Source organism: Microbacterium sp. LWH11-1.2, from assembly GCF_038397745.1.
GTDB lineage: Bacteria > Actinomycetota > Actinomycetes > Actinomycetales > Microbacteriaceae > Microbacterium.
Genome location: NZ_CP151636.1, coordinates 1464429 through 1488150, shown reverse-complemented (window position 1 = coordinate 1488150; position 23722 = coordinate 1464429). Strand labels below are relative to the sequence as shown.

At 69.5% G+C, this 23722-nt stretch carries 25 protein-coding genes; 10 read left to right on the top strand and 15 right to left on the bottom strand.

Annotated elements, in window-relative coordinates; all coding sequences use genetic code 11:
- Window positions 1–30: 30 nt before the first annotated feature.
- The 3 genes from MRBLWH11_RS07090 to MRBLWH11_RS07080 form a co-directional block, all read right to left on the bottom strand.
- The gene (locus tag MRBLWH11_RS07090) at window positions 31–1545 is read right to left on the bottom strand and encodes an NCS2 family permease (RefSeq protein WP_116633726.1); all 1515 of its coding nucleotides are present in this window, start codon (window positions 1543–1545) and stop codon (window positions 31–33) included.
- Window positions 1546–1569: 24 nt separating this feature from the next.
- On the bottom strand, window positions 1570–2082 hold the full coding sequence (locus tag MRBLWH11_RS07085; protein WP_243408775.1) for a nucleoside deaminase: 513 nt from the start codon (window positions 2080–2082) through the stop codon (window positions 1570–1572).
- Window positions 2083–2302: 220 nt separating this feature from the next.
- Window positions 2303–3277, bottom strand: coding sequence for a helix-turn-helix domain-containing protein (locus MRBLWH11_RS07080; protein WP_116633724.1), 975 nt, complete (start codon window positions 3275–3277; stop codon window positions 2303–2305).
- Window positions 3278–3363: 86 nt separating this feature from the next.
- Between MRBLWH11_RS07080 and MRBLWH11_RS07075 the strand changes: the two genes are divergently transcribed.
- The 3 genes from MRBLWH11_RS07075 to MRBLWH11_RS07065 are packed head-to-tail and all read left to right on the top strand — an operon-like array spanning window position 3364 to window position 4782.
- The gene (locus tag MRBLWH11_RS07075; protein ID WP_341947299.1) at window positions 3364–3525 is read left to right on the top strand and encodes a hypothetical protein; all 162 of its coding nucleotides are present in this window, start codon (window positions 3364–3366) and stop codon (window positions 3523–3525) included.
- A 33-nt stretch (window positions 3526–3558) separates the two neighbouring features.
- A complete protein-coding gene (locus tag MRBLWH11_RS07070; RefSeq protein ID WP_116633723.1) occupies window positions 3559–4191 on the top strand; it encodes a LysE family translocator in 633 nt (210 codons plus the stop codon).
- A 60-nt stretch (window positions 4192–4251) separates the two neighbouring features.
- On the top strand, window positions 4252–4782 hold the full coding sequence (locus MRBLWH11_RS07065; protein ID WP_341947298.1) for a hypothetical protein: 531 nt from the start codon (window positions 4252–4254) through the stop codon (window positions 4780–4782).
- 16 nt (window positions 4783–4798) lie between these two features.
- On the opposite strand, the gene MRBLWH11_RS07060 is transcribed toward MRBLWH11_RS07065, so the two are convergent.
- Window positions 4799–6079 (bottom strand): glycosyltransferase, encoded by a 1281-nt coding sequence (locus MRBLWH11_RS07060; RefSeq protein WP_341947297.1) that lies wholly within the window; start codon window positions 6077–6079, stop codon window positions 4799–4801.
- Window positions 6080–6091: 12 nt separating this feature from the next.
- Window positions 6092–7306: a glycosyltransferase gene (locus tag MRBLWH11_RS07055; protein ID WP_341947296.1), complete on the bottom strand. Its 1215-nt coding sequence runs from the start codon at window positions 7304–7306 to the stop codon at window positions 6092–6094.
- Window positions 7307–7427: 121 nt separating this feature from the next.
- Between MRBLWH11_RS07055 and MRBLWH11_RS07050 the strand changes: the two genes are divergently transcribed.
- Window positions 7428–8015 (top strand): hypothetical protein, encoded by a 588-nt coding sequence (locus tag MRBLWH11_RS07050; protein ID WP_116633719.1) that lies wholly within the window; start codon window positions 7428–7430, stop codon window positions 8013–8015.
- A gap of 74 nt (window positions 8016–8089) precedes the next feature.
- Here the strand turns inward: MRBLWH11_RS07050 and MRBLWH11_RS07045 are convergent, their stop codons facing one another.
- Complete coding sequence (locus MRBLWH11_RS07045) at window positions 8090–9064, bottom strand: WYL domain-containing protein (protein WP_341947295.1); 975 nt, start codon at window positions 9062–9064, stop codon at window positions 8090–8092.
- Between the two features lie 111 nt (window positions 9065–9175).
- On the opposite strand from MRBLWH11_RS07045, the gene MRBLWH11_RS07040 reads away from it, so the two are divergent.
- The 3 genes from MRBLWH11_RS07040 (at window position 9176) to MRBLWH11_RS07030 (ending at window position 10819) form a co-directional block, all read left to right on the top strand.
- Window positions 9176–9571 carry a RidA family protein gene (locus MRBLWH11_RS07040; protein WP_341947811.1) on the top strand — a complete coding sequence of 132 codons (396 nt, stop codon included), beginning with the start codon at window positions 9176–9178 and terminating at the stop codon, window positions 9569–9571.
- A 115-nt stretch (window positions 9572–9686) separates the two neighbouring features.
- Window positions 9687–10148 (top strand): MarR family transcriptional regulator, encoded by a 462-nt coding sequence (locus tag MRBLWH11_RS07035; RefSeq protein ID WP_341947294.1) that lies wholly within the window; start codon window positions 9687–9689, stop codon window positions 10146–10148.
- Entirely contained in the window at window positions 10145–10819 is a 675-nt protein-coding gene (locus tag MRBLWH11_RS07030) for a hypothetical protein (protein WP_341947293.1), read from the top strand. Before MRBLWH11_RS07035 ends, MRBLWH11_RS07030 begins: the two co-directional genes overlap by 4 nt.
- 11 nt (window positions 10820–10830) lie before the next feature.
- On the opposite strand, the gene MRBLWH11_RS07025 is transcribed toward MRBLWH11_RS07030, so the two are convergent.
- From MRBLWH11_RS07025 to MRBLWH11_RS07015, 3 genes are read right to left on the bottom strand one after another with little or no spacing between them, the layout of a single operon-like run.
- On the bottom strand, window positions 10831–11508 hold the full coding sequence (locus MRBLWH11_RS07025) for an NAD(P)-binding domain-containing protein (protein WP_341947292.1): 678 nt from the start codon (window positions 11506–11508) through the stop codon (window positions 10831–10833).
- Window positions 11505–12560: an LLM class flavin-dependent oxidoreductase gene (locus MRBLWH11_RS07020; RefSeq protein ID WP_341947291.1), complete on the bottom strand. Its 1056-nt coding sequence runs from the start codon at window positions 12558–12560 to the stop codon at window positions 11505–11507. The genes MRBLWH11_RS07025 and MRBLWH11_RS07020 overlap by 4 nt, the downstream gene beginning before the upstream one ends.
- A 29-nt stretch (window positions 12561–12589) precedes the next feature.
- Window positions 12590–13636 (bottom strand): LLM class flavin-dependent oxidoreductase, encoded by a 1047-nt coding sequence (locus MRBLWH11_RS07015; RefSeq protein WP_341947290.1) that lies wholly within the window; start codon window positions 13634–13636, stop codon window positions 12590–12592.
- Between the two features lie 93 nt (window positions 13637–13729).
- Between MRBLWH11_RS07015 and MRBLWH11_RS07010 the strand changes: the two genes are divergently transcribed.
- On the top strand, window positions 13730–14179 hold the full coding sequence (locus MRBLWH11_RS07010; protein ID WP_116633711.1) for a MarR family transcriptional regulator: 450 nt from the start codon (window positions 13730–13732) through the stop codon (window positions 14177–14179).
- Between the two features lie 7 nt (window positions 14180–14186).
- On the opposite strand, the gene MRBLWH11_RS07005 is transcribed toward MRBLWH11_RS07010, so the two are convergent.
- The 4 genes from MRBLWH11_RS07005 to MRBLWH11_RS06990 are packed head-to-tail and all read right to left on the bottom strand — an operon-like array spanning window position 14187 to window position 20316.
- Window positions 14187–14597 carry a hypothetical protein gene (locus MRBLWH11_RS07005; protein WP_116633710.1) on the bottom strand — a complete coding sequence of 137 codons (411 nt, stop codon included), beginning with the start codon at window positions 14595–14597 and terminating at the stop codon, window positions 14187–14189.
- A gap of 12 nt (window positions 14598–14609) precedes the next feature.
- The gene (locus MRBLWH11_RS07000; protein ID WP_341947289.1) at window positions 14610–16244 is read right to left on the bottom strand and encodes a fucose isomerase; all 1635 of its coding nucleotides are present in this window, start codon (window positions 16242–16244) and stop codon (window positions 14610–14612) included.
- Window positions 16241–18826, bottom strand: coding sequence for a GH116 family glycosyl-hydrolase (locus MRBLWH11_RS06995; protein WP_341947288.1), 2586 nt, complete (start codon window positions 18824–18826; stop codon window positions 16241–16243). Before MRBLWH11_RS06995 ends, MRBLWH11_RS07000 begins: the two co-directional genes overlap by 4 nt.
- Window positions 18823–20316 carry an FGGY family carbohydrate kinase gene (locus tag MRBLWH11_RS06990; protein WP_341947287.1) on the bottom strand — a complete coding sequence of 498 codons (1494 nt, stop codon included), beginning with the start codon at window positions 20314–20316 and terminating at the stop codon, window positions 18823–18825. Before MRBLWH11_RS06990 ends, MRBLWH11_RS06995 begins: the two co-directional genes overlap by 4 nt.
- A gap of 199 nt (window positions 20317–20515) precedes the next feature.
- Between MRBLWH11_RS06990 and MRBLWH11_RS06985 the strand changes: the two genes are divergently transcribed.
- A complete protein-coding gene (locus MRBLWH11_RS06985; protein WP_341947285.1) occupies window positions 20516–20947 on the top strand; it encodes a hypothetical protein in 432 nt (143 codons plus the stop codon).
- A gap of 11 nt (window positions 20948–20958) precedes the next feature.
- On the opposite strand, the gene MRBLWH11_RS06980 is transcribed toward MRBLWH11_RS06985, so the two are convergent.
- Entirely contained in the window at window positions 20959–21942 is a 984-nt protein-coding gene (locus tag MRBLWH11_RS06980; RefSeq protein WP_116633705.1) for a LacI family DNA-binding transcriptional regulator, read from the bottom strand.
- Window positions 21943–22044: 102 nt separating this feature from the next.
- On the opposite strand from MRBLWH11_RS06980, the gene MRBLWH11_RS06975 reads away from it, so the two are divergent.
- A complete protein-coding gene (locus tag MRBLWH11_RS06975; protein ID WP_341947282.1) occupies window positions 22045–23178 on the top strand; it encodes a glycoside hydrolase family 172 protein in 1134 nt (377 codons plus the stop codon).
- Between the two features lie 28 nt (window positions 23179–23206).
- On the opposite strand, the gene MRBLWH11_RS06970 is transcribed toward MRBLWH11_RS06975, so the two are convergent.
- A complete protein-coding gene (locus MRBLWH11_RS06970) occupies window positions 23207–23647 on the bottom strand; it encodes a DoxX family protein (RefSeq protein WP_116633703.1) in 441 nt (146 codons plus the stop codon).
- Window positions 23648–23722: the final 75 nt, after the last annotated feature.

Genomic DNA, 23722 nt, shown 5'->3' with positions numbered 1-23722 from the left:
ATCTCCTCAGTACAGCTGTGGTGCTGCCGCTCAGCCGGCGAGCAGCACCTCGATCGGGCCCCGCACGAAGTACAGCGCGAAGCCGACGGCCACGACCCACATCAGCCAGTGCACCTTGCGCGCACGGCCGGAGAGCGTGTTCACCAGGGTCCAGGCGATGAAGCCGACGCCGATGCCGTTGGCGATCGAGTACGTCAGGGGCATCGTGACGATGGTGAGGAACGCGGGGAGCGCCACGGCGAAGTTCGTGAACTTGATCTCCTTGATCTGCGCCATCATCATCGCGCCGACCACGACCAGCGCGGCGGATCCCACCTCGATCGGCACCACCAGCGTGAGCGGCGTGAAGAACATCGAGAGCAGGAAGAGCACGCCGACCACGACCGAGGCGAGTCCCGTGCGGGCCCCCTCGCCGATGCCGGAGGCGCTGTCCACGAACACGGTGTTGGACGAGGTCGAGGTGGCGCCGCCGGCGACGGCACCCAGGCCCTCGACGACGAACGCCGAGCGCAGACGCGGGAACGTGCCGTCCTTGTAGGCGAGCCCGGCGTTCTTCGCGAGACCGGTCATCGTGCCCATGGCGTCGAAGAAGTTCGAGAACACCAGGGTGAACACCAGCATCGTGGCCGCCAGGGCGCCGATGCGGCTGAACGAGCCGAACAGGTCGAACTGGCCGATGAGCCCGAAGTCGGGGATCGTCACGAACGAGGCGGGGATCTCGGGGATGGTCATGTGCCAGCCGCCCGGCTCCTCGAAGCTCGGGCCGAGCTTGAGGAACGCCTGCGCGATGATCGCGATCACCGTCGCCGCGACGATGCCGATCAGGATGCCGCCCGGCACCTTGCGCGCCACGAGCACGCCGATGATGAGCAGGCCGAGCAGGAAGATCAGCGTCGGGACCGAGGTGATCGATCCGCCGTCACCCAGCTGCACGGGCGGACCGCCCGGGGTGCGGTTGACGAATCCGGAGTCGACGAAGCCGATGAAGGCGATGAACAGGCCGATGCCGACGGTGATCGCCGCCTTGAGCGGAGCGGGCACCGCGTTGAAGATCGCCGTGCGGATGCCGGTGGCCCCGAAGAGCACGATGAGCACGCCGTTGATCACGACCAGTCCCATGGCCTCCGGCCAGGTCACCTGGCCGACGACCGAGACGGCGAGGAACGAGTTGATGCCGAGGCCTGCGGCGAGGGCGAAGGGCAGCCGAGCGATCAGACCGAACAGGATCGTCATGACGCCGGCGGTCAGGCCGGTGGCTGCGCCGATCTGCGCGGCCTGCAGGGCGTTACCGGTGACGTCGTCGACGCCGCCGAGGATGAGGGGGTTGAGGATGACGATGTACGCCATCGTCACGAACGTGACGATACCGCCGCGGATCTCGCGCCCGAAGGTCGACCCGCGCTGGGTGATCTCGAAGAAGCGGTCGAGCCCGTTACGGGGTTCGGCGTCGACGGTCGTGGTTGCCCCGGTGGGCAGCGGCGGGTGCACCGCCGCGGGAGTGGCCCCGGTCTCGGGCTCGTCCGGCAGGAAAACGGATGAAGACATCTTCGGCTCCAATCGTCGTTCGGGTCAGTAGTCGACTCGGGTGGACGTGGTGCTCCACTCTGTGAACGGAGCGATGCGCGCGGTGGGCGGCAGAGGCTCCTGCGCGACCGGCATGATCGCTCTGTCCTCCTCACCGCCTTCGAAGTAGCGGTAGAACACGGCGTCGTCGAATCCGGCGTCGGCCGCGTCGTTCCGATCGGCGGCGAAGTAGACGCGGTCGACGCGTGCCCACAGCGAGGTGGCGAGGCACATCGGGCACGGCTCGCAGCTGCTGTAGAGCACGGCGCCGGTGAGGTCGAAGGTGCCGAGACCCTGGCAGGCGGCGCGGATCGCGGTGACCTCGGCGTGCGCCGAGGGGTCGAGGTTCGCGGTGACGCGGTTCACGCCTTCGAAGACGCGGCCATCGGCCGTGACGACGATGGCGCCGAACGGGCCGCCCTGGTTGCGGACGTTGTCGGTCGCGATGGCGACGGCGCGGGCGAGATACTCGGCCGGAGTCGATCGCAGGCCGGTTTCGGGCATAGCGGTGCTGGTCATGACGGAGAGCTTCCTTGCTGTCGTCGCAGTGATACGGCTTATCTGGTCGGGCCTTGATCAGGCCGTTCCGCGAGATATACGTCGAACCGCTAGGTTGTGCTGCTTCCTGTCCGCAGGCCTCTATTGAGGTGCGGGCTGGGAACGACTGTAACACCGGATTCGCTGCGCGTCCAGCCTTTCGGAATCTCTCTTCCACCATGCGAAATAATGGAGCAGCGGTTCAGGCCGCCGGAGCCTCCTCGTCGTCCGCGCAGGAGAAGCGCGCCCGGTAAGCCGTCGGGGTCAGGCCGAGCACCCGAGCGAAGTTCTGCCGCAGCACGGCCGCCGAGCCGAATCCGCACTCCTCGGCGATCTGCTCGAGAGGCAGATCGGTGCGCTCCAGCATCCGCTGCGCGTGGATGATGCGCTGGCGCGCGAGCCAGGCCGCAGGCGTCGCACCGTACTCGGCCTTGAACCGCCGGGCGAACGTGCGCGGCGACATCAGCGCCTTGGCCGCGAGCTGATCGACGCCGAGCTCGTCGCGCAGATGCTCGACGGCCCAGTCGGCGACAGCGGCCAGCGAGTCGCTGGCGACGACGGGGATCGGACGGTCGATGAACTGGGCCTGACCGCCGTCGCGCTGCGGCGGCACGACCATGCGTCGGGCGATGCGGTTGGTGAGATCGGCGCCCAGCTCCTGACGCAGCAGGTGCAGGCACGCGTCGATGCCGGCGGCGGTGCCGGCACTGGTGATGATCTTGCCGTCCTGGACGAACAGCACGTCGGGGTCGATGTCGATCTGCGGATACATCTCGGCCATCACGTGCGAGTACATCCAGTGCGTGGTCGCGCGTCGCCCGTCGAGGACACCGGCGGCGGCCAGGATGAACGACCCGCTGCACACGCTCATCACCCACGCGCCGCGGTCGACCGCGTGGCGCGCGAGGTCGAGGAGCAGCGGATCGATGGCAGACCAATGCGTGCGGGGAAGCGGGCAGAACACGACGAGATCGGCCTCGTAGGCGAAGGAGAGGTCGTTCTCGACGTTGATGGAGAACCCGATCTTCGACTGGACGACACCGGCCCGCGGCGCGACGATGCGGAAATCGAAGTTCGGCACACCGTCGTCGGAGCGGTCGAGGCCGAAGGCCTCGCAGGCGACACCGAACTCGAAGGGCGCGAACCCGTCCTGGATGACGCAGGCGACCGTCTTCATCGACTCTCCTTGTTTGGCAGTTTTCGAACGTTCTTAGTCTATTCTGCCACTCGTGGCGGTTTACCGCCGAGCGTAGCGTTTCTGCCATGGTACTCCTCATCGCAGTTCTCGCCCTCGCCCTCTGGGCCGCCGTCGCCTCCGTCGTCGAACTGCGCCGCGACGGTTACCGCCAGACCCCCACGGACTGGAGTCGCGTCGCCGGTCGCGACGTCGCACAGCACGCCGAGACCGGACACACCTACCGTTGAGCCGGAAGTAGCGCGCCACGGTATCGTCGGCTCATGATCCCGTTCGACAGCCTGCTCGCCTTCACCATCGCGTCTGTCGTGATCATCGTCATCCCCGGCCCGAGCGTGCTCTTCGTGATCGGCCGGTCGCTTTCGCTGGGCCGTCGCGCAGGAGCGCTCAGCGTCGTCGGCAACGCCCTCGGCACCGTGCCCGCGGTCCTGGCCGTCGCATTCGGCGTCGGCGCCATCGTCGCGTCGTCGGTCGTCGCCTTCACCGTCATCAAGATCATCGGCGCCGCGTACCTCGTGTGGCTCGGCATCCAGGCCATCCGCCACCGCCACGATCACGTCGCTGACGCGGGACGCACCCCGGCGTCTGCGGGGAAGCTGCTGCGCCAGGGCTTCATCGTGGGAGCGACCAATCCCAAGACCATCGCCTTCTTCGTCGCGGTGCTGCCCCAGTTCGTGGCTCCGTCGGGGGGTCCGGTGTGGGCGCAGCTGCTGATCCTCGGGCTCACCTTCCAGACGCTCGCGCTCATGTGCGACAGCGTCTGGGTTCTGGCAGCGGGAACGGCGCGCACCTGGTTCGCCCGCTCCCCGCGCCGCATGTCGACCCTCTCCGGCACCGGCGGAGTCATGATGATCGGCCTCGGCGGCACACTCGCACTGACCGGCGCCAAGAGCTGACCGCCGGCGGCCGCGAAAGCGATCCTGACGCGAACGCGCCCCCGCGACTACGCTCGAACCATGAGCGAGCCGCAGCAGCCTCCTGTTCCGCCGTCCGCACAGCCGAACCCCGCCTTCCCGCCGGCGCCGCCGCATCTGCCCGCCGCGCCGCAGTACCCCGCGGCCCCGCAGGCGCCCGCGGCAGCGCAGTACCCGGCCGGTCCGCAGTACCCGGCGGCCCCGCAGAACGCAGGCGCGCAGCCCGGTTATCCCGCCTACCCCACGGCTCCGAAGCCGACGGGGCCCGGCAACCCGCTCGGCCGGATCGCCTTCGTGATCGCCGTCGTCACCGCCGGTCTCAGCCTGCTCGTGTCGCTGTTCACGCCGTTCCTCTACATGTCGACCGGTGGTTTCGAGACCACGACCGTCATCTCCGGCATCCTCGGCGTCATCAGCCTCCTCGGCTACGCCGCGGCACTGGTGCTCGCGCTCATCGCCGCGAAGCGTCCGGGCTCGCAGCTGCTCGTCGGCATCGCGATCGGGATCGCCGGGGTGGGGCTGCTCGGTCTCGTGATCAGCTTCGTGTCGTCGACCTTCTACCGCTTCTTCTGAGCGGAGGGACTCGGCCTCAGCGGCCGGCGAGCACGCGCTCGTAGACGCGGATCATCGCCGCGGTCCGCGAGGACTGCCGGAACGCTTCCGCGACCTCCGGGACAGGGGTCGGTGCGGCGCCGGCGACGATGTCGGATGCCGCGCGTCGCAGCGTCTCGGCGAGTGCTTCCGCGCGCTGCGCCTCTCGTTCACGACCGGTCGCGGGGGCATCGGCATCCGGCACCGCCCACAGCCCGCCGCCGAGCTCCGCGGCGATGTCGGGGTCGCAGATGACCGACGGCGTGCCGAGGGTCGCCGCCTCGAACGGCGTCATGCCCTGCGTCTCGAAGCCGATCGACGTCTGCACGAGCGCGTCCGCCGCGGCGATGTGCGCGAGCGTCTGCGCGTAGGTGAGCCGCCCCGCGAAGCGCACACCCGCGCGACCCTCGACGATCTTCTCCGCGGCGGCGCGCTGCGCGCCGCCGCCGATGATCTCGAGCTCGGCATCCACTCCGGAGGCCACGAACGCCTCGAGGAAGGGCAGCAGGCGCTTCTCCGGGCTCATCCGCCCCAGCCAGACGAAGCGCGGCTTTCCGGGCGCGCGGTGCTCCGGCGCTGCGGCGACCGTGGCGTCGCGCAGGTCGTCGTCGATGCCGTTCCAGACGACGTCGACCGTGTCGAACACGCCGTGCTGCTCGAGGCGGCGGGCGAAATGGGTCGACGGCGCCGTCACGGCCGAGGCGCCGGCGGCGAGCCCGCGGAGGAAGGCCCAGCCATCGCTGCCCGCGACCGCATCGCCCACGCCGCGCAGCGCGCCGCGCCGCCAGGCGTTGAGGATCCGGAGCACGGGACGGTGCAGCGGCGTGACCGCGGCGAGGCCGACATCGACGCGGTTGTGCATCGTGTGGACGACCGGGATGCCGTGACGCGCGGCGTAGCGGTGGCCGATGAAGGCGCCCCAGAAGTCGGCCTGCACGTGCACCAGGTCGACCGCGGGACGGCGGGTCATCGCGCGATCGAGGAAGCGGTCGGTTCCGCGTCCCGGCCAGCTCATGGAGTACTCGCGGTCGAGCGTGATCGGCACGGACGGCAGGTCGACGTAGGCCGGGTTCGGAGCTTGGGTCGCTGAGCCTGTCCGCCCTTGGGTCGCTGAGCCTGTCCGCCCTTGGGTCGCTGAGCCTGTCGAAGCGTGCATCCGCGGCGCGACGACGGTCACCGTGTGCCCGGCGCGTTCGAGGAACTCGCGCTGCAGCCGCATCGAGACCTGCGCTCCGCCGAGGGAGTCGAGGTGCTGATCGCCGAAGAAGACGATGTGCATGTCGAGGCCCGCCTATTCGGGCAGCGGCTCGTCGCGGTACAGCGCTTCGAAGGTGTCGAGGGTGCGGTTGATGTCGTGGATCGCGACGCCGTCGAGCGATGCGCGCTGCATCCGCTCGTACTCCGCCGGCGACGCGGTGAGCACGTCGGTCAGGCGCGCGGCGAGCTCTTCGACGTTGCCCGGCTCGAACAGATGGCCGTTCTCTCCGTCGTGCACGAGATGCGGGAGCGCGACGGCATCCGCAGCGACGATCGGCAGCGCCGAGGCCATCGCCTCCATGGTCGCGATGGACTGCAGCTCGGCGATCGAGGCGATCACGAAGAGGCTGGCCCGTGACAGCAGCGCACGCAGGTCTTCATCCGTCGTACGGCCGTGGAAGGTGACGCGGTCGGAGAGCCCGAGCTGTGCGGTGAGGCTCTCCAGCTGCTTGCGCTGGTCGCCGCCGCCGACGATGTCGAACGTGGTCTCGAGCGCGGGATCGAGCTTGGTCATCGCCTGCAGGATGACCTCGACCTGCTTCTCGGCGGTGAGGCGGCCGACGAAGACGATGCGGTTCTTGTCGCGCGGCGCGATCACCGGCGTGTACTGGGTGCGGTCGATGCCGCAGCTGACCGGGATGACGCCCTGCACGGCGACGGTCTTCTCGAGGAAGTCGGCGGCGCGGCGGGTCGGAGTGGTGATCGCGCGGGTCAGGTCGAAGGTGCGCTTGGCGTCGGCCCAGGCGAACTTCAGCACCAGATCGTCGATGAACTTCGGCATCGTCGTGTGATCGAGGATGTTCTCGGCCATGACGTGGTTGGTCGCGATGACCGGGATGCCGCGCTCGTGCGCGACGTGGGCCAGCCCGCGACCGATCACGATGTGCGACTGGATGTGGACGACGTCGGGCTGGACGCGATCGAGCACGGTGCGCGCGTAGTGCTTCGAGCGCCACGGCCAGACGAAGCGCAGCCAGTCGTGCGGCGCCCACCGCACGGAGGGAAGGCGGTGCAGCGTCATCGGCTCGCCCTCGATCACCTCGGTGCGGGGCTCCGCGCGACGGTACGCCTGATTGGGGGCGGAGACGTGCACGTCATGCCCGCGCTGGACCAGCCCCGCGGCGAGACGCTCGGCGAAGCGGGCGGCGCCGTTGATGTCGGGGGCGAACGTGTCGCACCCGATCAGGATCTTCAGCGGACGGGGCGGGGTCCCCGCAGCGTTCGTCGGATCGGAGGGAGAGGAAGACATTCTGCCTTACGGTACGGCGGCCAAGGGAGCCCGATCGGGCGCTGGCCACTCTACCCGAGGGCCCTGACCGCGCCGCCGAGGCGTACCGGCATCCCCCAGGGTCACCCGTTAGCGTGGGGCCATGCGACTGACTGCCGACGCCGATCCCCGGCTGTGGATCCCCGTGACGGACTCGCTCGGCTGGCGCGGTCGGCGCCACCGCAAGGCGGCGATCCGGATGCTGCTGGGGCAGGTCAACGCGGCGGTCGGGGCGACCGAGCGCCCGGGATCCCGCTTCGGCGCCTGGGCCATGAGCCAGGCCGCGCCGATGCTCATGAAGCGCGCCGACGGCCGGGTGCTGGTGTGGACTTGGAAGGCCGAGCCCGAGCTGATCGTGGCGATGGCCACGGCGCAGCAGCTCACGCCGGACGTGCGCATCGCGCGGGCATCGATGCCGATGGAGTACGACGACACACAGTCGTTCCCGACGCGCCTCGGCGTGGGAGAGAAGCTGCTCGTACCCCTGCCGTCGTCCGAGGCCACGCCCCCGTTCGCCACCTACACGTGGGACACCGGAACCCACCTGGTCACTCTGACCGCGGTGTGCAGCGACCGCGAGCGCTTCGGCACCCTGACCGCGGCGCTCGACGACCTGGCGCGCAGCATCCGCATCGCCGACGATCTCGAGGGCGGGGAGTCGCCCGAGGTGCTCCGGCTCGATCCGGCCTGACCGGCCTGATGCTGGATCGATAATGCTGCCGGCGGCGGGGCGGGAACGGCATTTCTGATCCATCGCGACTCGACTCACACCGGTCCGGCGTAGCGGGCGGCGACCGCGATCGCGCGAGCGCGCAGCGCCTCGCGGAGCTCGACGGGTTCGAGCGCCTCAGCGCCGGTGTCGAGCTGCCAGAGCGCCCATTCCGCGTGACGGAGATCTTGGAAGGACACGGTCATCCGCAGCTCGCCGTCCGTATCGATCGTCTCCTCGAGAACCGTGACGGCCGTGGATGCGACCTCTTCTCGACGCGACGGGGCCAGGCGCAAGACGACCTCCAGCGGATCCTCCCCCTCCCGGAACCGCGCGCTGCGCTGCTGCCACAGCTCGGCCAGGTCGACCGTGCCGTCTCGCTGCGCGGGTTCGTGGAGCGCCTCGGCGGCGAGGATGCGCGAGAGGCGGTAGGTGCGATCGCCGCCGTCGACGGTCGCAAGGAGGTAGCCCTTGTCGCGCACCGTGACGAGGCCGATCGGATCGAGCGTGCGCCAGACCGGCTCGCGGGCCTCGGCCGCGTAGCGGATGCGCAGCCGATGGCCGACGAGCACGGCGCGGCGCACCTCGCTCATGATCGGCTCCGGGATGATCTCGGCGATCCGACGCCGCGAGAGAAGGTCGGCTTCGGGGTCGACGAGGATGCGACGGGCAGCATCCGCCGCCGTGATCTGGTGACCCTCGGGCAGCGCATCGACGATCTTCCGCATCGCGGATGACAGCGCGGCGCTGAGCCCGAACACCTCTTTCGCCCCGGCGCCGCCGGCGGTGAGCAGCGCGAGCGCCTCGTCGTGATTGAGACCGGTGAGCTCGGTGCGGAACCCCGGCAGGAGCGTGAAGCCGCCATGACGGCCGCGATCGGCGTAGACGGGGACGCCCGCCGTCGAGAGCGCCTCGATGTCGCGCAGCACCGTGCGCGTCGAGACCTCGAGCTCTTCGGCGAGCGCCGTCGCGGACAGGCGGCCGCGTTGCCGGAGCAGCAGCACGAGGGAGACCAGCCGATCTGCGCGCATGGGAGATTGTCTCAGGAATACATGACAGAAGGTGTCGTGATTCGTTGGAAGGCTGGATCCATCGCTTCCTCCCGAGGCGGAATCGCACGACGAAAGGACCAGGAAATGACAATCGAACGCACAGCAGTGAACCCGGTGACGTGGTCGCAGGAGCTGGGTTTCCACCAGGGCGAGGTCGTCTCCGGCGAGACCCGCACGCTGTACATCTCGGGCCAGACCGCGATGAGCGCGGAGGGCCGGCCCGAGCATGACGGGGATATCGCGGCGCAGCTCGCGCTGAGTGCGGACAACCTCGAGGCGGTGCTCGCTGCGGCCGGCATGTCGCTGGCCGACCTCGTGCGCCTGAACGTCTACACGACCGATGTCGACGCGCTCTTCCCGCACTACGGCGTGCTCGCCGGGCGCCTGGGTGCCGCCGGCGTCGCCCCCACGACGACGATGCTCCAGGTCACGCGACTGGCCATACCCGGCCAGCTTGTCGAGCTCGAAGCCACGGCCGTCGCCTGATCGAGCCACTCCCGTGGCAGTTGTGGCGGGTGTTCTGCCGTTCCACTCGCCACAACTGCCACGGGAGCGACATCCAACTCGTGAAGTGAGGTAACTATGTAGTAGGCTCACGGATATGGACATCCTGCTGCTCGACCGGTTGCTGCTGATCGGCGAGCTCTTCCAGAGAGACATGGCACGCGCCTTCGACGGCACAGGACTCACGACCGCCCGCGTGCACCTGCTCTGGGTGCTGCAGCATGCCGGCCCGTCGACCCAGCGCGACCTCGCCCGACTCTGCGACGTCACGCCGCGCAACATCACCGGCCTTGTCGACGGCCTCGAGGAGTCGGGCCACGTCCGCCGGACGCCGCATCCGACCGACCGGCGCGCTGTCCTCGTCGAACTGACCGCCTCGGCGACCGAGACCATGACGCGGATGCAGCAGGAGCACACCGAGCTCAACGACATGCTCCTCGCCGCGGTCGCTCCGTCGGACCGTGCGGCACTCGAACGCGGCATCGCCGCGATCGCATCCCACCTCGAGACCCTCGTGACAGAGGCGGCGAGCGCCGACGCCGGACGGGCTGCATCATGACCACGGGCACGAGGACGTCCCCGTCAGACGCACCATCGCGAGTCGCCCGCGCGCTGAACTTCCTCCACCGCGCGTGGATCGCCGAGCTGCGCGTCTACGCGAGCATCGGCCGCGCCATCGCCCGCCGTCCCGCCGTCCCGCCGGGCGGCACCGGCGTCGCGTATCACCAGCCGGTGCTGACGATCCTCATCATCTTCATCGTGCTCTCGGCGGTCGAGATCCCGATTCTCGACCTGATCGTGCACCCCTGGCCCGCCGTGCGGATCCCCATCCTCATCCTCGGCATCTGGGGTCTGACGTGGATGATCGGGCTCCTCTGCGCGATGCTCATGAGGCCGCACGCGGTCGCGCCCGACGGCATCCGCATCCGCAGCGGACTCGAGATCGACGTCCCGATCGCCTGGGACGACATCGCCTCCATCGCCATCTCGAAGCGCGTCGATGAGCCGAAGCTGCCACGGATCACCCCGACCGAACAGGGTGCCGAGTACGCCGAGCGGATGCAGGACGAGACCAACATCGAGATCGAGCTGGAGCGGCCCGTCGGCATCCGCCTCCCCGGCCTCCTGCCCAAGGGCGGAAGGCACGAGATCACCCGCATCCGCCTCTGGGCCGATGACCCGCGCGCGTTCCTCGCCGCCGCCCGCCCGTTCCTGACCGCGACGGACTGATCGCCGCGGCGTCACCCGAACGCAGGGAGCGTCAACCGGTCCCGCTCCGGATCGAACGCCTCGACGAGTTCGAGGAGCTCACCGCGCGAGACGTTCGCCCCGAAGGCCCCCGCGCCCGGCTGCAGGCGGATGCCGTCGGCCAGCGCCCCGGCAGGAAGCGGGTCGAACCCCAGATCGTCGATCAGCCGCGCGACCCGGGCGAGAGCATCCTCATGATCCCCGGCGAGCGCGATCGCCTTGCGGTCGGCAGCACCGGAGGGCCGGGAGTCCGCCTCCATGTCGTGATACCCCATGTGATTGAAGGCCTTCACCATGAGGGAGTCGGGCAGGAAATCCTGCACGATCTCGCTCGTCGACCCCGTGAACTCCTCGCGGATGCCGTCGGTCTCCCACCAGTAGTTCATGGCGTCGACCACCACTTTTCCACGCAGCGCCGCCACCGGGAGCGACCGGTGCTTGCCGAGCGGCAGCGCGAGGATCACGATGTCTGCCTGCTCGGCCGCGACTGCCGCCGTCGCCACCTCGGCGCCGGGAGCCAGCACCTCGACGGTCAGGGCGATCCTCCCCGGATCGCCGGAGCCGGCGATGAGCACCCGATACCCCGCTGCCACAGCCAGTCGGGCGAGGACGGTGCCGACCTTGCCGGCACCGAGGATGCCGAGCGTGGCCCCATCCCTCGCCCCGCTCACGCCGCGACCTCGTTCTCGGCGCGCTGCGCGGCGAGCAGCTCGCGCACGCGCGGGATGACGACCGACCCGTACAGCTCGACCGCGCGCATCCGCGCCGCGGCCGGCAGGAACCCCATCGTGTAGATGAGGTCGAAGCGGCCGACGTCGAGCGCGCCGAGAGTGCGGGCGATCTTCTGCGCCACGGTCTCGGGCGAGCCGACGTACATGGAGCCGTGCTCGATCTCCTGGTCGAACTCCTCCCGGCGGATCGGCGGCCAGCCGCGGAGCGCGCCGATCCGGTCGCGGATCACCTTGTACCGCGGCCAGAGCAGCTCGCGGGCCTCTTCGTCGGTGTCGGCGATGAAGCCGGGCGAGTGCATGCCGACCGGATACGCGGTGGTGCCGAACTGCGCGGCCGCGCGTCGGTAGAGATCGATGTAACCCGCGAACCGTTCCGGCGCCCCGCCGATGATTGCGAGCATGAGCGGGAAGCCGTAGTGGGCGGTGCGGATCACCGACTGCGGCGAACCGCCGACCCCGACCCAGGTGCTGAGCCCGCTCTCGGTCTTGGGGAAGACGTCCGCGTCGACGAGCGCGGGGCGCTGGGTGCCCGACCACGTCACCGGCTCCTCCTTCAGGAGCTCGGCGAACAGGTCGATCTTCTCGTCGAAGAGCACCTCGTAGTCGGCGAGGTCGTGCCCGAACAGGGGAAAGGACTCCGTGAACGATCCGCGTCCGAGGATGACCTCGGCACGGCCGTTCGACAGGGCGTCGACGGTGGCGAAGCGCTGGAACACGCGCACGGGATCGTCCGAGCTGAGCACGGTGACCCCGGATCCGAGGCGGATGCGGGAGGTGCGGGTCGCAATGCCCGCCAGCACCGTCTCGGGACTCGAGATCGCGTACTCCGGCCGGTGGTGCTCGCCCACGAGGAACACGTCGACGCCGAGCTGATCGGCGAGCACCGCCTCGTTGACGGTCTGACGGATGGCCGCCGCATGGCTGGAGAGCTCGCCGTTCTCGTCTTCGGTGAGGTCGCCGAAGGTGTCGAGGCCGAATTCGATGTCGTTCATGACTGCTTTCTTTCCTGGGTTGGAGGAGTTCACGCGGCGCGTTCGAGGGAGAGGAGATCGCGCACGCGCGGGGCGACCTCGCGGCCGAGCAGCTCGATGGTGCGGGCCCGCGCCTCGGCCGGGAGATGCATGATGTCGTACTTGAGGTCGAAACGGTCGAGCTGCAGATCACGCGCCGAGCGGACGATCTTCTGCGCGACCGTCTCGGGCGAGCCGACGAACAGGGCGCCCTCGGAGATCTCGTGCTCGTAGCGGGCGCGGGTCGGCGCGTAGAAGCCGCGCTCTTTCGCGAGGTCGGTGACGACCGGCTCCCAGTACCGCCACCATGTCTCCCTCGCCTCTTCGTCGGTGTCGGCCACGAGCCCGAGCGAGTGCATCCCGACCGGCTGGGGCGGATTCCCCGCCTGGGCGAGCGCTCGATGGTAGAGATCGACGTGACCGGCGAAGCGCTGCGGGTTGCCGCCGATGATGGCGAGCATGAGCGGCAGACCGTAGTGCGCGGCCCGGATCACCGAGTTCGGGCTGCCGCCGACGCCGATCCAGGTCGGGATGCCGCCCGGCCGCATCCGCGGCTGCGCGACGTGCTCGCGCAGCGGGGCCCGAGTGCTGCCCGACCAGGTGACCGCCTCCTCGCGCTGCAGGCGCAGGAAGAGGTCGAGCTTCTCCTCGAACAGGTCCTCGTAGTCGGCGAGGTCGTAGCCGAACAGCGGGAACGACTCCGTGGCCGACGCACGCCCGAGGACGAGCTGCGCGCGACCGTTCGAGACCGCGTCGAGGGTCGAGAACTCGTGATACAGCCGCACCGGATCGTTGGTGCTGAGCACGGTGACGCTGGTTCCGAGAGCGATCCGCTCCGTGGCCGTGGCCATGGCGGCGAGCAGCACGGGGGTCGCCGAGTCGTTGTGCCCCGGTCGATAGTGCTCGCCGACGCTGAACACGTCGATCCCGGCATCCTCGGCGCGACGCGCCTCGTCCACCAGCAGGCGCAGAGTCTCTGCGCCGCTCAGGTCTCGCCCGCCCGACGACGCGGTGTCGCCGAACGAGTTGAGGCCGATCTCGAATCCCTGCGGGTTCACGACTCTGTCCTGTTCTCTTTTGTTGATACGTCAACCACTTGTAATTCCGTTGTACTCCGATATGATGGACATGTCAACTAAAAGGAGGCGATCATGGCTGCACGGAGCACGCCCACCGCGCCGCAGCTGCGCGTCTGGCGGGACTTCATCGAGACCGTCGCCACGCTGCAGGGCGAGCTGGGTCGACGACTTCAGGACGATTCCGACCTCTCCGCAGCGGACTACTCCGTCCTCCTCGCACTCAGCGACCAGGGCGACCACGAGCTGCGATCGAGCGAACTCGCCCGCACGATCGGCTGGGAGCGCAGCCGCCTCTCCCACCACCTCGGGCGCATGGAGCGTCGCGGGCTGATCCGGCGCGACGACTGCGCGACCGACAACCGCGGCGCGGTGGTGGTGCTCACCGAAGAGGGTTCCGGCGCCTTCCGCCGAGCCAACGTCCCGCATCTGCGTGCGATCCGCGAGCTCTTCATCGATCGCCTCGACGACGAGCAGCTGCAGATGGTCGACGGAATCACGAAGGCGCTGAGGACGAGCGCCTAGGGCGAGGTCACTCCAGTCCGCGATCCGCCAGCCACTGCTTCGCGACGCGAGCCGGCGCGCGCACGAGCCAGGCATCGTCGATGATCTCCGCCAGCCGATCACGGTCGATCACGTCGAGGCGCACGAGCAGCCCGGGGTACCCGTCGAAATGCGGGATCGTGAAGAGCGCCTCGGGCTCGGCCGCGAGCAGAGCGTCCTTCTCCTCGAGGCTGCCGACCCGCACGCCGAGCACCGGCCCGTCGGGCCACTCGCGCCCGAGATCGGCGAGCTGCCGCAGGTCCGTGCCGCTCGGTCCGCGGAGCCAGGCGACCTGGCCGCTCTTCAGCCGCCAGGCCGCCTCTCCGGTGTGTCCGCCCGTCGTCTCCTCCACACCCGGAAGAGCGAGCGCGATCTCACGGACGTCGTCGACGGTGGCCATGCCGTCAGGATCTCAGACGTTCACGTCTCCCACCAGGTTGACCTTGATGCCCATGCCCGCGAACATCGCGGCCTTCGCGCTCAGCGCCTTGTCGGCGGTCTCGGCGTCGGGCGCGTAGACGAGCTGTGCGTGGTTGGCCTTGTGGCGGGCCATGAACTGGTCGCGCGAGATGCCGTGCAGCACGACGTGCGCGATGGGCCACTCCGGGTTCGTCGCGTCCTTGCGGCGCTGCGTCTCCTCGGCCGGCAGCTCGACGACGGAGGCCCGGAAGATGTCGGCCTGCAGGATGCCGTCCGCGATGAAGACGCGCGAGAGCACGATCTCCCCGGGCTTCGAGACGCCGTTGATCGTGGCGCCTCCCGCCGGGAAGAACACATGCCCCTGACGCCAGCCCTCCGCGTTCTGCCATCCACCGAGGTGCGAAGCCGGGACCGAGCCCGAGATCTCGTAGACCCAGACGAACTGGCCGTCGAAGTCCTCGCCCCAGCGCACGTCGTGCAGCGTGTTGTCGGGAACGAGGCCCATCGCACGCCACACCCGGTCGGTCACGAGCGCGTCGACCGCGACGCCCTCGTCGGCCTCGTTGAAGTGCGGGAACGCGCGACCCTCGTGCAGCACGCGCGAGCCGTCGCGAGACGTGACCGGCGGGCGCTCGGTGGAGTTCAGGATGCCCTCGGCCAGGTCGGATGCCGGCACCAGGTCCTTGAGTCCCTGCTGATACTGGATGCCGACCGCATCGAGGCCGAAGTCATCGGCGATGCGCAGGGCGGCGATGTACATCTTCAGCTGCCACTGCACCTGCTCACGGGTGAGCTCGGTGGCGGCATCCTCGCCGTACTGGAAGGTCATGCCCGCATCGATCAGCCAGTCGTAGGCGGCGTTCGCCTCGTCCTCCGAGACCTTGAGCATCTCGGCGTACAGGGCCGACTGCGACAGCCGCTCCTTGTAGATGCCCGTCTTGTTCAGCAGCTCGTCGTCGAAGATGGCGTTGTACATGCCCATGCAGCCCTCGTCGAAGACGCCGATGATGGCCTTCTCGGCGAGCAGCTGGGCGGCGAGCGCCTCGCCCAGCTGCTTCTCCGGGCTGTCCGGCAGCTCGGGCAGGGCGCGCACGTGCGAGGCGTCGTGAGTGATGGAGCCGGTCTCGGTCCACTCCTTGATGCCGGCCTTGAACCAGTCGTCGCTGAAGTCGACCGACCAGATCGAGGCGTAGGGCTTGTCCATCTTGGTGAGGCCGGCGTTCAGGCCGAGCAGGCCGACGAGTCCCGGCCAGTCGCCGGCGAAGTTCGCGACCGTGAGGATCGGCCCCTCGTGCGACCGCAGACCGGCGAGCACGTGGTGCGAGTACTGCCACACGGCCTCGGCGACGATGAGCGGAGCATCCGTCGGGATGTTCTTGAACACCTCGAGCCCCATGCGCTGGCTGGAGATGAAGCCGTGCCCGGTCGCGGGATCGACCTCGTTCGCGCGGATGACCGTCCAGCCGAGATCCTCGAAGACCCCGGTGACGCCGGCCTCCAGCTCGACCTGCACGGGCCAGCCGCCCGTGTTGGCGGATTCGCGCAGGTCGCCGGAGGCGATCAGGTATGCGGTCTGGGGAGCGGATGCCGGGCGGGAGGCCGGCGTCGGCAGGGTGTAGGTGGTCATGATGCCTCCGGTGTTGGGGTCGTGGTGAGCGGGAACCTCTGGGTGGCTGAGGCCGACGAAGTGCCCGCTCGGAGTCGGATGCCGCGGCCGACGCTCCGGCCGTGCAGCTGCAGATCAGCGACGTCGAGCGCGCCGCCGTCGAGGTGCAGGGTCAGGGCGTCATCGTCGATCTCGACGCGCCCCCACCCCGTGCCCGTGGTGAAGAGGAACGAGCCGCCCGCTCCGACGGGCGCGAACGACAGCGTCCCGTTCGGCGCATCCCACTGCGCACCCGTGGCACCGAGCAGCAGAGCCCAGGACGCCAGCGAGCGCGCGTAATGGTTGCCGCACTCGATCTCGTTCCACGGACTGCGGTGGCCGCCGTCGTAGCGCGCGCGCAGCGTCCGCTCGATCAGCAGCGCGTCGTCGTAGCGACCGGCGAACAGCAGGGAGGCCGCGACCTGGTGCTCGATCCCCGTCCACACCTCGTCCGAGTACACGAACGGGATCGCGGGTCGTCCGCCGCGCGGCCACGAGGCGAGCAGCAGTCCGCCCTCGTCGTTCAGGGCATAGACGCGTTGCGTGCTCTCGTGCGCAGACAGGTCGGTGCGGTGGTTGTGGGCGACGATCGCGGCGAGCGCGGACTCCACGCGCTCAGGCGGCAGGATGTGCCCGAGCCCGTTCACGGAGGCGTGGAACTGGCCGAGCAGCTGATCCGAGAGCACGCCCTCGCCGTACTGGTAGCGGTGCGCGTCGGCATCGTCGATCACCTGCCGGTAGTACTCGCCGTTCCAGAGCGTCTCGTCCATCGCCGCGGCGACGTGGTCGGCGCGAGTCGTCCACGCACGCGCCCGCTCGGCTTCGCCGAGGTGTTCGGCCATACGGGCTCCCGCACGGAGCGCCGCCAGGTACACGCCGTTCGCGAGCGGCTCGGCACCATGGAACTCGATGTCGTAGGTGTTGTGCATCTCGCCGTCGAGCAGGCCGTCACCGTCGCGATCCCACTCGCGGATCGCGTAGTCGAGAGTGCGGGATGCCGCAGGCCACAGTTCCCGCAGGAACGCGTCGTCGCCGCTGAAGCGCCACTCGCGGTGCAGACGCAGCAGGGTGCCGAGCTGCCCGTCGACGGCGGGGGCCATGAACCACGACGGCCCGCCGAAGATGCGGTTGCCGCGGAACTTCTGCGCGCCCTCGTCGTCGGTCTCCAGCAGGTACTCGACGCGCCGGGCGCTGCGCTCGAGCGAGGGGAACAACCAGGCGAGGGTCTGCGCGTAGGACCAGACGTGCGTGCACGTGCCCTCGCACGACCCGCCGTGATCGAAGGATCCCTCCCAGGCCGCGAACACCGGCCCCTCCCCCAGCTCGGGGTTCGGGGACTCGAGCACGAAACCGGTCGTCGACCGCGCGGCGGCGATGTTCGCGCCGATCGCGTCGACGAGCACGGGGTCGAGGGTGCTGCCGTACAGGGCCTCGACGAAGGCATCCGTCGCCCCTTCCAGAGCCGGCAGCTCGCGGTGCAGATGCTCTGCAGCGGCCCAGGCGTCGGGCCAGAGGGTCGCGTAGTGGTTGCGGACCGTGGGCGACAGCGGGCCGTCTCCCAGTGGGTCGTCCAAGACGATGTGCCCGTGCCAGCCGCGACGCCGGTTCGGGAAGCTCCAGGAGAGCACGAACTCGAAGTCGCGGCTCTCTCCCGGGGCGAGCGCGTGCACGATGCCGAGCGATCCGGTGCGCAGCCGAGGGAGCTTCGCGAGCATCTGCTCCTCGGTGAGCGGAGCAGCATCCGGGTCGACGTCGAGCTCGGCGAACAGCCCACGCGGGCGGTCCTCGAGCGTGAGCCGCGGCTCGGGCGCGAGGAGCCCGTCGTCCGTCAGGTCGTTCCAGAACAGGCGCGCCCCGTCCGGCCAGTAGCTCGTGACCCACTGCGGCTTCACGGTGGTGGCGGCATCCGTCGTCGTCAGGCTCAGCGTGCCGTAGCCCGGGTCGTCCTCGGGGAGATCGATGCCGAAGTCGATCCCGCGGACGTCGCCCTCCTCGCGCCACCGCACGCTCTGCATCGCGCGCATTCCCCACGGGGCGTCGGGTCCCGGCGTACCGCGGCCGGCCGTGTGCGAGACGCTGCCGACGACCGTGACGTCGACGGGCACCTGGCCGGGGTTGCTCACGCGGTAGCGCAGCACCGCGGCCGGGATCCCCGAGGCATCGGCATCGAGCGGGATCAGTGGGGTGAACGCGTGGAGGGAGACGTCGACCGGAACGACCGCGTCGGTGAAGTCGACATCGACCACGGGGTATTCGCCGTGCAGGGTCGCGCCGTCGAGGCGCGGGAGACCGGCGAGCTGGTCGAAGGCGTACCCGGCGTCGGCGTCGTGCCGCCCGGTGATCTTCGCCTCGAGCACCCGGGTCACGGGAACGCCGCCCTCGGGCCGCGCGTGGATCGCGAAGAACGAGTGCGGGTTGCGCCGCCCCTTGTCCGGCAGGTTCTCGAACTCCCAGTCGCGCAGCTCGCCGCGGGCGCCGATCGAGACGTTGCCGGTGCCGATGCCGCCGAGGGGGAACGCCGTCGCCTCGGAGGTGTGCGGGATGCCCCGGGCACGCCGGGTCATGCGGATGCTCCGCGCTGCGCGGCGGCGAGCTCGTGCACGACGTCCTTCGAGCCCTCGTACAGCCGCGTGTAGCGGTCGAACAGCGAGTCGTAGAAGGCGCGGAGCGCCGCATCCGGGTGGACGGTCTCGGCGACCGGATTCCAGTCGGCGATGAGCGGGGCTGCGCCGGTGCCGGCGGTCGCCGTCGCGGCCAGGAAGGCCGCGCCGTAGCTCGCGCCGATGGTCGTCTCCGGCACCTCCTGGTCGAGTCCGGTGACATCGGAGATCACCTGCAGCCAGAGCCTCCCCTGCGTGCCGCCGCCGACCGCGACGATCCGGCGGATGTCGGCTCCCGCCGCACGCATGGTCTCGACGTTGTGCCGCACGCCGAGCGCCGTCGCCTCGAGCGCCGCGCGATAGAGGTCACCGCGTTCGTGCTCGAGGGTGAGACCGGCGATCACGCCGCGGGCATCCGGATCCTGGATCGGCGTGCGCTCGCCTGCGAAGTAGGGCAGCACGAGCAGGCCGCGGGCGCCGGGCCCCGACCTCTCGGCATCCGCCAGCAGTTCCGGATAGTCGGCGCCGGTGAGGTCCTTCAGCCACGCGGTGAGCGCGCCCGACGTGGAGAGCCCTCCGGCGAGATTGCGGGTGCCCGCGAACGCGCCGGCCGTCGTCCACATCGAGGGCGTGCGCAGCGTCTCGGCGCCGGTCGCCACGAGGAACATCGTCGTGCCGTACATGAGCATCAGGTCGCCGACCTCGTGCGCGCCGACGCTCACCGCCTCGGTCCAGGCGTCGATCGTGCCGGTGATGACGGGGGTCCCCGCGGGGATGCCGGTGGCGGATGCCGCTTCCGCGGTCACCTCGCCGGCGATGTCGCCCGCCCAGGCGAGCGCGGGCTGCTCGATGCCGTCGGCGTACCGCTCCCACGACGGGTCATGCCAGCGCTCGTTCTCGATGTCATAGAGCGGCGAGACCTGACTCGCCGACTGGTGGTCGAGCACGTAGGCACCGGTGAGCTTGCGCACGAGCCAGGATGCCGGCATGAAGAATCGGCGGGCACGCGCCCACGCGTCGGGCTCCTCATCCGCGACCCAGACCAGCTTCGGGCCGCCGGCCTGCGAGGTGAGCGTCGAGCCCCCGATCCGGGTGATCTCGTCGACGCCCAGCTCCGCCGTCATCCGCTCGATCTGTGCGCCGGAGCGGGTGTCGACGCCGTACAGGATCGCGGGGCGCACGGGCTCATCCCCGTCGTCCGTGAGCAGGATGCAGGGCCCCATGCCGCTCACGCCGACACCCGCGATCTCGGCATCCGGCGCAGCGGCGAGCATCTCGCGCGCGATCGCGACGAACTCGTCCCACCACACGCGCCCGTCCATCTCCACCCAGCCGGTGCGCGGACGGCTGACGTCGTGAGACCGCGTCGCGGTCGCGAGGATCCTGCCGTCGCCATCGACCAGCACGCCTTTGCTGCTGGATGTGCCGATGTCCACCCCGAGGGTGCAGCGCATGGCGTCCTCCTTGAAACCTGAGCGGCAGAATCTGAAACCTGTTCGTCACTGTACGCGAAATCGATTTCAAGTCGCAAGGCGGCGGCGACTCTTGCTGCACCGAACCTGCACGATTCGGCTTGTTCACAGCGCGTGGGATATGGGCGGTCGGCATCCGGAATACCGTGACAATCTGGTGTTTCGTTCGCAGAATGGAGCCATGGAGATGACCGAGCCGCAGGTGTGGACACTGATCGGCGTGTTCGCCGCCGTGATGATCGGCGCGGTCTCCCTGCTGCTGCGGCAGAACGACCGGACGCTGACGGCACTCACCGGCCAGAGCCAGAACACGCTCGCGGTCCTGACCGGGCAGAACGAGAACACGCTCGCCTCGCTCTCACGACAGAACGAGAGCACGCTGACCTCGCTCTCCCGACAGAACGAGCACGCGATAGCCGGGCTCCGCAACGAGATGATCGCCCGCTTCGACGGCTTCCAGATGCAGTTCGATGCCAGGTTCGATCTGCTCGAGAACAAGTTCGACACCCTTGAGGACAAGGTCGACACCCGCCTCGGGTCGATCGACCGGCGACTCGAAGAGCTCGACAAGGAGGTCGCGAATCTGGCGACCCGCTTCTGGGGCTCCTCCTGAGCGAAGGCCGCTCAGGACCGAGGGTTCGCGGGCTGCACCTCGTTGCGCAGCACGACCGTGCGCGCCGGCTGCTTGTCGCCCTTGATGCGCTCGAGCAGCATCCGCGCCGCGGTCACGCCCATGTGGCGGGCGGGCAGTCGCACGACGGTCACGGCACTGGGCGACAGTGTCGTGAACGGCAGCGAGCCGATGACGGCGACCCCCACGTGGGGCGGCGTGAGCCCGTGCTCGGTGAGCACCTGGATCGCGCCGACGCCGATGAGGTTGTTCCCGGCGACGACGGCATCCGGCGGTTCCGGCAGCGAGAGGAGATCCTCCATGGCGGCACGGCCGCCGTCGACGCGGAACGTCTCGAACCGCTGTAGCGCGTCGAGGTCGAGATCCGGATACGCGGCACCGAGCGCCGTACGCCACCCCGCGGCGCGCTCGGCCGCCGTGTCGATGTGCTCGGGGCCGCCGATGTAGGCGATGCGCCGATACCCCGCGTCGATCAGATCCTTGGTCGCCGACGTCCCGGCGGCGCGGTTCGCCATGACGACCCCGTCGATGTCGTAGGTCGTGCTGCGGTCGACGGCGACGACGGGTCGCCCGGTCGCCAGGATCGTGTCGAGCTTGGTGCCCTCGTCCGCCGTCGCGATGATCACGCCGGACATGTGCTCGGCGATCGCGATCCGGAGGTACGTGGCCTCCTTCTCCATCTGGGCATCGGAGTTGCAGAGCACGACCGAGTAGCCGGCTTCGGATGCCACGTCCTCGACGCCGCGGGCCATCTCGGTGAAGTAGGGGTTCTCGATGTCGGGGATCACCAGAGCGATCACCTCGGAGCTCTGGCGGCGCAGGGTGCGTGCCGTGCGATTCGGTGTGAAGCTCAGCTTCTCGGCGGCATCCCGGACCGCGGCGACCTTCTCCTCCGACACGCTCGTGCCGTTGAAGACGCGCGAGACCGTCGCGGGAGAGACTCCCGCGAGTTCTGCGACGTCGTAGATCGTGGCCATGCACCCTCACTGCCTGCCCGGTCGAGCCGGACGTGAAGCAACAGTATCGCGCGCGCAGGCGATCTCTGGAGTTCTGCGCTGAAATCGATTACATTGACGCCCATGACTTCTGCTTCCTCTGACCTGGCATCCCTCGCAGCGCTGCGATCCGTGCAGACGCGTTCGATCTCGCCGGAGAACTTCGACGGTTCCGCTGGGGGCGGAGGCCGGGCGACCGAGGGCACGGGCGCGGGGAACGCGCGTGACCTCGGCCCCGGCTGGAAGATCTCCCCGAGCATCGACATCAAGGCCGGCGAGACATTCGAGCTCGCGAACATCGAGGGTGCCGGGAAGATCACGCACATCTGGATCACGACGCACACCGACAACTGGCGCACACTGCTGCTGCGCGCCTACTGGGACGGATCCGAGGAGCCGGCGGTCGAGGTGCCGTACGGCGACTTCTTCTGCAACGGCTGGGGCGTGTTCGCCCAGGTGAACTCGCAGACGATCGCCGCGAACCCGCACGGCGGCTTCAACTCGTACTGGCCGATGCCGTTCAAGGACGGCGCGCGCCTGACGGTCGAGAACACCTCGGTCGTCGACGTGCGCGTGTACTACCAGGTGACGTACGAGATCGGCGGCGACCACTCGAACGACGCGTACTTCCATGCCCAGTGGCGTCGGTCGAACCCCCTCGAGGACCTCACGCCGCACGTCATCCTCGAGGGGATCGAGGGCCATGGCCAGTACGTCGGCACGTACATCGCCTGGGGAGTGAACTCCAACGGCTGGTGGGGCGAGGGCGAGATCAAGTTCTACCTCGACGACGACACCGAGTATCCGACGATCTGCGGCACCGGCACCGAGGACTATTTCGGCGGCGCCTGGAACTTCGACATCCCCGGCAGTGGCTACACCGAGTTCTCCACCCCGTATCTCGGGATGCCGCAGGTGATCAGACCGGACGGCCTCTATGTGAGCCAGCAGCGCTTCGGCATGTACCGCTGGCACCTGCTCGATCCGATCCACTTCGCGACCGGCATCCCGAAGGTCGACATCCAGGCCCTCGGCTGGCGGAGCGGCTGGCGCTACCTCCCCCTGCGCGACGACATCGCCTCGACCGCCGTGTTCTACCTCGACCGACCGACCGCGCGGCGTCCGAAGACGCCGACGGCCGACGACCTGGAGGTCCACCTAGGGACGGCTCCCGTTCCCGACATCGGGGCGACCCCGCCGCGGGCGCCTCAGGACTGACGGCGTCCGGGCTGCTCGCGATCGATCCTCAGGCGATCCAGGCCGGGACGCGTCCGCGCAGGAGAGCTGCGTCGAGGGAGAACCGCCCGGCGCCCGTGAAGGCGAGCGCGAGCGCGGCGACGCCGAGCACGGCCACGAACTCGTAGCCGCCCTCGCCGACCCAGAGTCCGGCCGGAAGGTGCACCGCGACGAGGGCGACGGCCATGTCGATCGCGAGGAGGATGCCGACCGGGCGGGTGAAGAACCCGGCGATCAGCAGGATGCCGCCGACGAGCTCGATGAAGGCGACGACCGGTGCCGCGATCTCGGGCAGGGGGATCCCCATGCCCGCGAAGCTGCCGATGGTGCCGGGCAGGGTGTACTCGAAGATCTTCTGCGCACCGTGGGCGGCGAAGACGGCTCCGACGACGACGCGGAGGACGAGGAGTCCCAGCGAGGCGGAGGCAGAGGGGCGGGTGGTGTTCGTCATGAGGAGTTCTTCCTTCGTGGCAGGACACGCGCGCGCCAGGCGCGGAGCAGGGGCATTCCCTCCCTCGACGGTATG

Bases quoted from the DNA above. Each gene is read 5' to 3' on its own strand.
- MRBLWH11_RS07090 (WP_116633726.1), bottom strand. From the start codon at position 1,545: ATGTCTTCATCCGTTTTCCTGCCGGACGAGCCCGAGACCGGGGCCACT.
- MRBLWH11_RS07085 (WP_243408775.1), bottom strand. From the start codon at position 2,082: ATGACCAGCACCGCTATGCCCGAAACCGGCCTGCGATCGACTCCGGCC.
- MRBLWH11_RS07080 (WP_116633724.1), bottom strand. From the start codon at position 3,277: ATGAAGACGGTCGCCTGCGTCATCCAGGACGGGTTCGCGCCCTTCGAG.
- MRBLWH11_RS07075 (WP_341947299.1), top strand. From the start codon at position 3,364: ATGGTACTCCTCATCGCAGTTCTCGCCCTCGCCCTCTGGGCCGCCGTC.
- MRBLWH11_RS07070 (WP_116633723.1), top strand. From the start codon at position 3,559: ATGATCCCGTTCGACAGCCTGCTCGCCTTCACCATCGCGTCTGTCGTG.
- MRBLWH11_RS07065 (WP_341947298.1), top strand. From the start codon at position 4,252: ATGAGCGAGCCGCAGCAGCCTCCTGTTCCGCCGTCCGCACAGCCGAAC.
- MRBLWH11_RS07060 (WP_341947297.1), bottom strand. From the start codon at position 6,079: ATGCACATCGTCTTCTTCGGCGATCAGCACCTCGACTCCCTCGGCGGA.
- MRBLWH11_RS07055 (WP_341947296.1), bottom strand. From the start codon at position 7,306: ATGTCTTCCTCTCCCTCCGATCCGACGAACGCTGCGGGGACCCCGCCC.
- MRBLWH11_RS07050 (WP_116633719.1), top strand. From the start codon at position 7,428: ATGCGACTGACTGCCGACGCCGATCCCCGGCTGTGGATCCCCGTGACG.
- MRBLWH11_RS07045 (WP_341947295.1), bottom strand. From the start codon at position 9,064: ATGCGCGCAGATCGGCTGGTCTCCCTCGTGCTGCTGCTCCGGCAACGC.
- MRBLWH11_RS07035 (WP_341947294.1), top strand. From the start codon at position 9,687: ATGGACATCCTGCTGCTCGACCGGTTGCTGCTGATCGGCGAGCTCTTC.
- MRBLWH11_RS07030 (WP_341947293.1), top strand. From the start codon at position 10,145: ATGACCACGGGCACGAGGACGTCCCCGTCAGACGCACCATCGCGAGTC.
- MRBLWH11_RS07020 (WP_341947291.1), bottom strand. From the start codon at position 12,560: ATGAACGACATCGAATTCGGCCTCGACACCTTCGGCGACCTCACCGAA.
- MRBLWH11_RS07010 (WP_116633711.1), top strand. From the start codon at position 13,730: ATGGCTGCACGGAGCACGCCCACCGCGCCGCAGCTGCGCGTCTGGCGG.
- MRBLWH11_RS07005 (WP_116633710.1), bottom strand. From the start codon at position 14,597: ATGGCCACCGTCGACGACGTCCGTGAGATCGCGCTCGCTCTTCCGGGT.
- MRBLWH11_RS07000 (WP_341947289.1), bottom strand. From the start codon at position 16,244: ATGACCACCTACACCCTGCCGACGCCGGCCTCCCGCCCGGCATCCGCT.
- MRBLWH11_RS06995 (WP_341947288.1), bottom strand. From the start codon at position 18,826: ATGACCCGGCGTGCCCGGGGCATCCCGCACACCTCCGAGGCGACGGCG.
- MRBLWH11_RS06990 (WP_341947287.1), bottom strand. From the start codon at position 20,316: ATGCGCTGCACCCTCGGGGTGGACATCGGCACATCCAGCAGCAAAGGC.
- MRBLWH11_RS06985 (WP_341947285.1), top strand. From the start codon at position 20,516: ATGGAGATGACCGAGCCGCAGGTGTGGACACTGATCGGCGTGTTCGCC.
- MRBLWH11_RS06980 (WP_116633705.1), bottom strand. From the start codon at position 21,942: ATGGCCACGATCTACGACGTCGCAGAACTCGCGGGAGTCTCTCCCGCG.
- MRBLWH11_RS06975 (WP_341947282.1), top strand. From the start codon at position 22,045: ATGACTTCTGCTTCCTCTGACCTGGCATCCCTCGCAGCGCTGCGATCC.
- MRBLWH11_RS06970 (WP_116633703.1), bottom strand. From the start codon at position 23,647: ATGACGAACACCACCCGCCCCTCTGCCTCCGCCTCGCTGGGACTCCTC.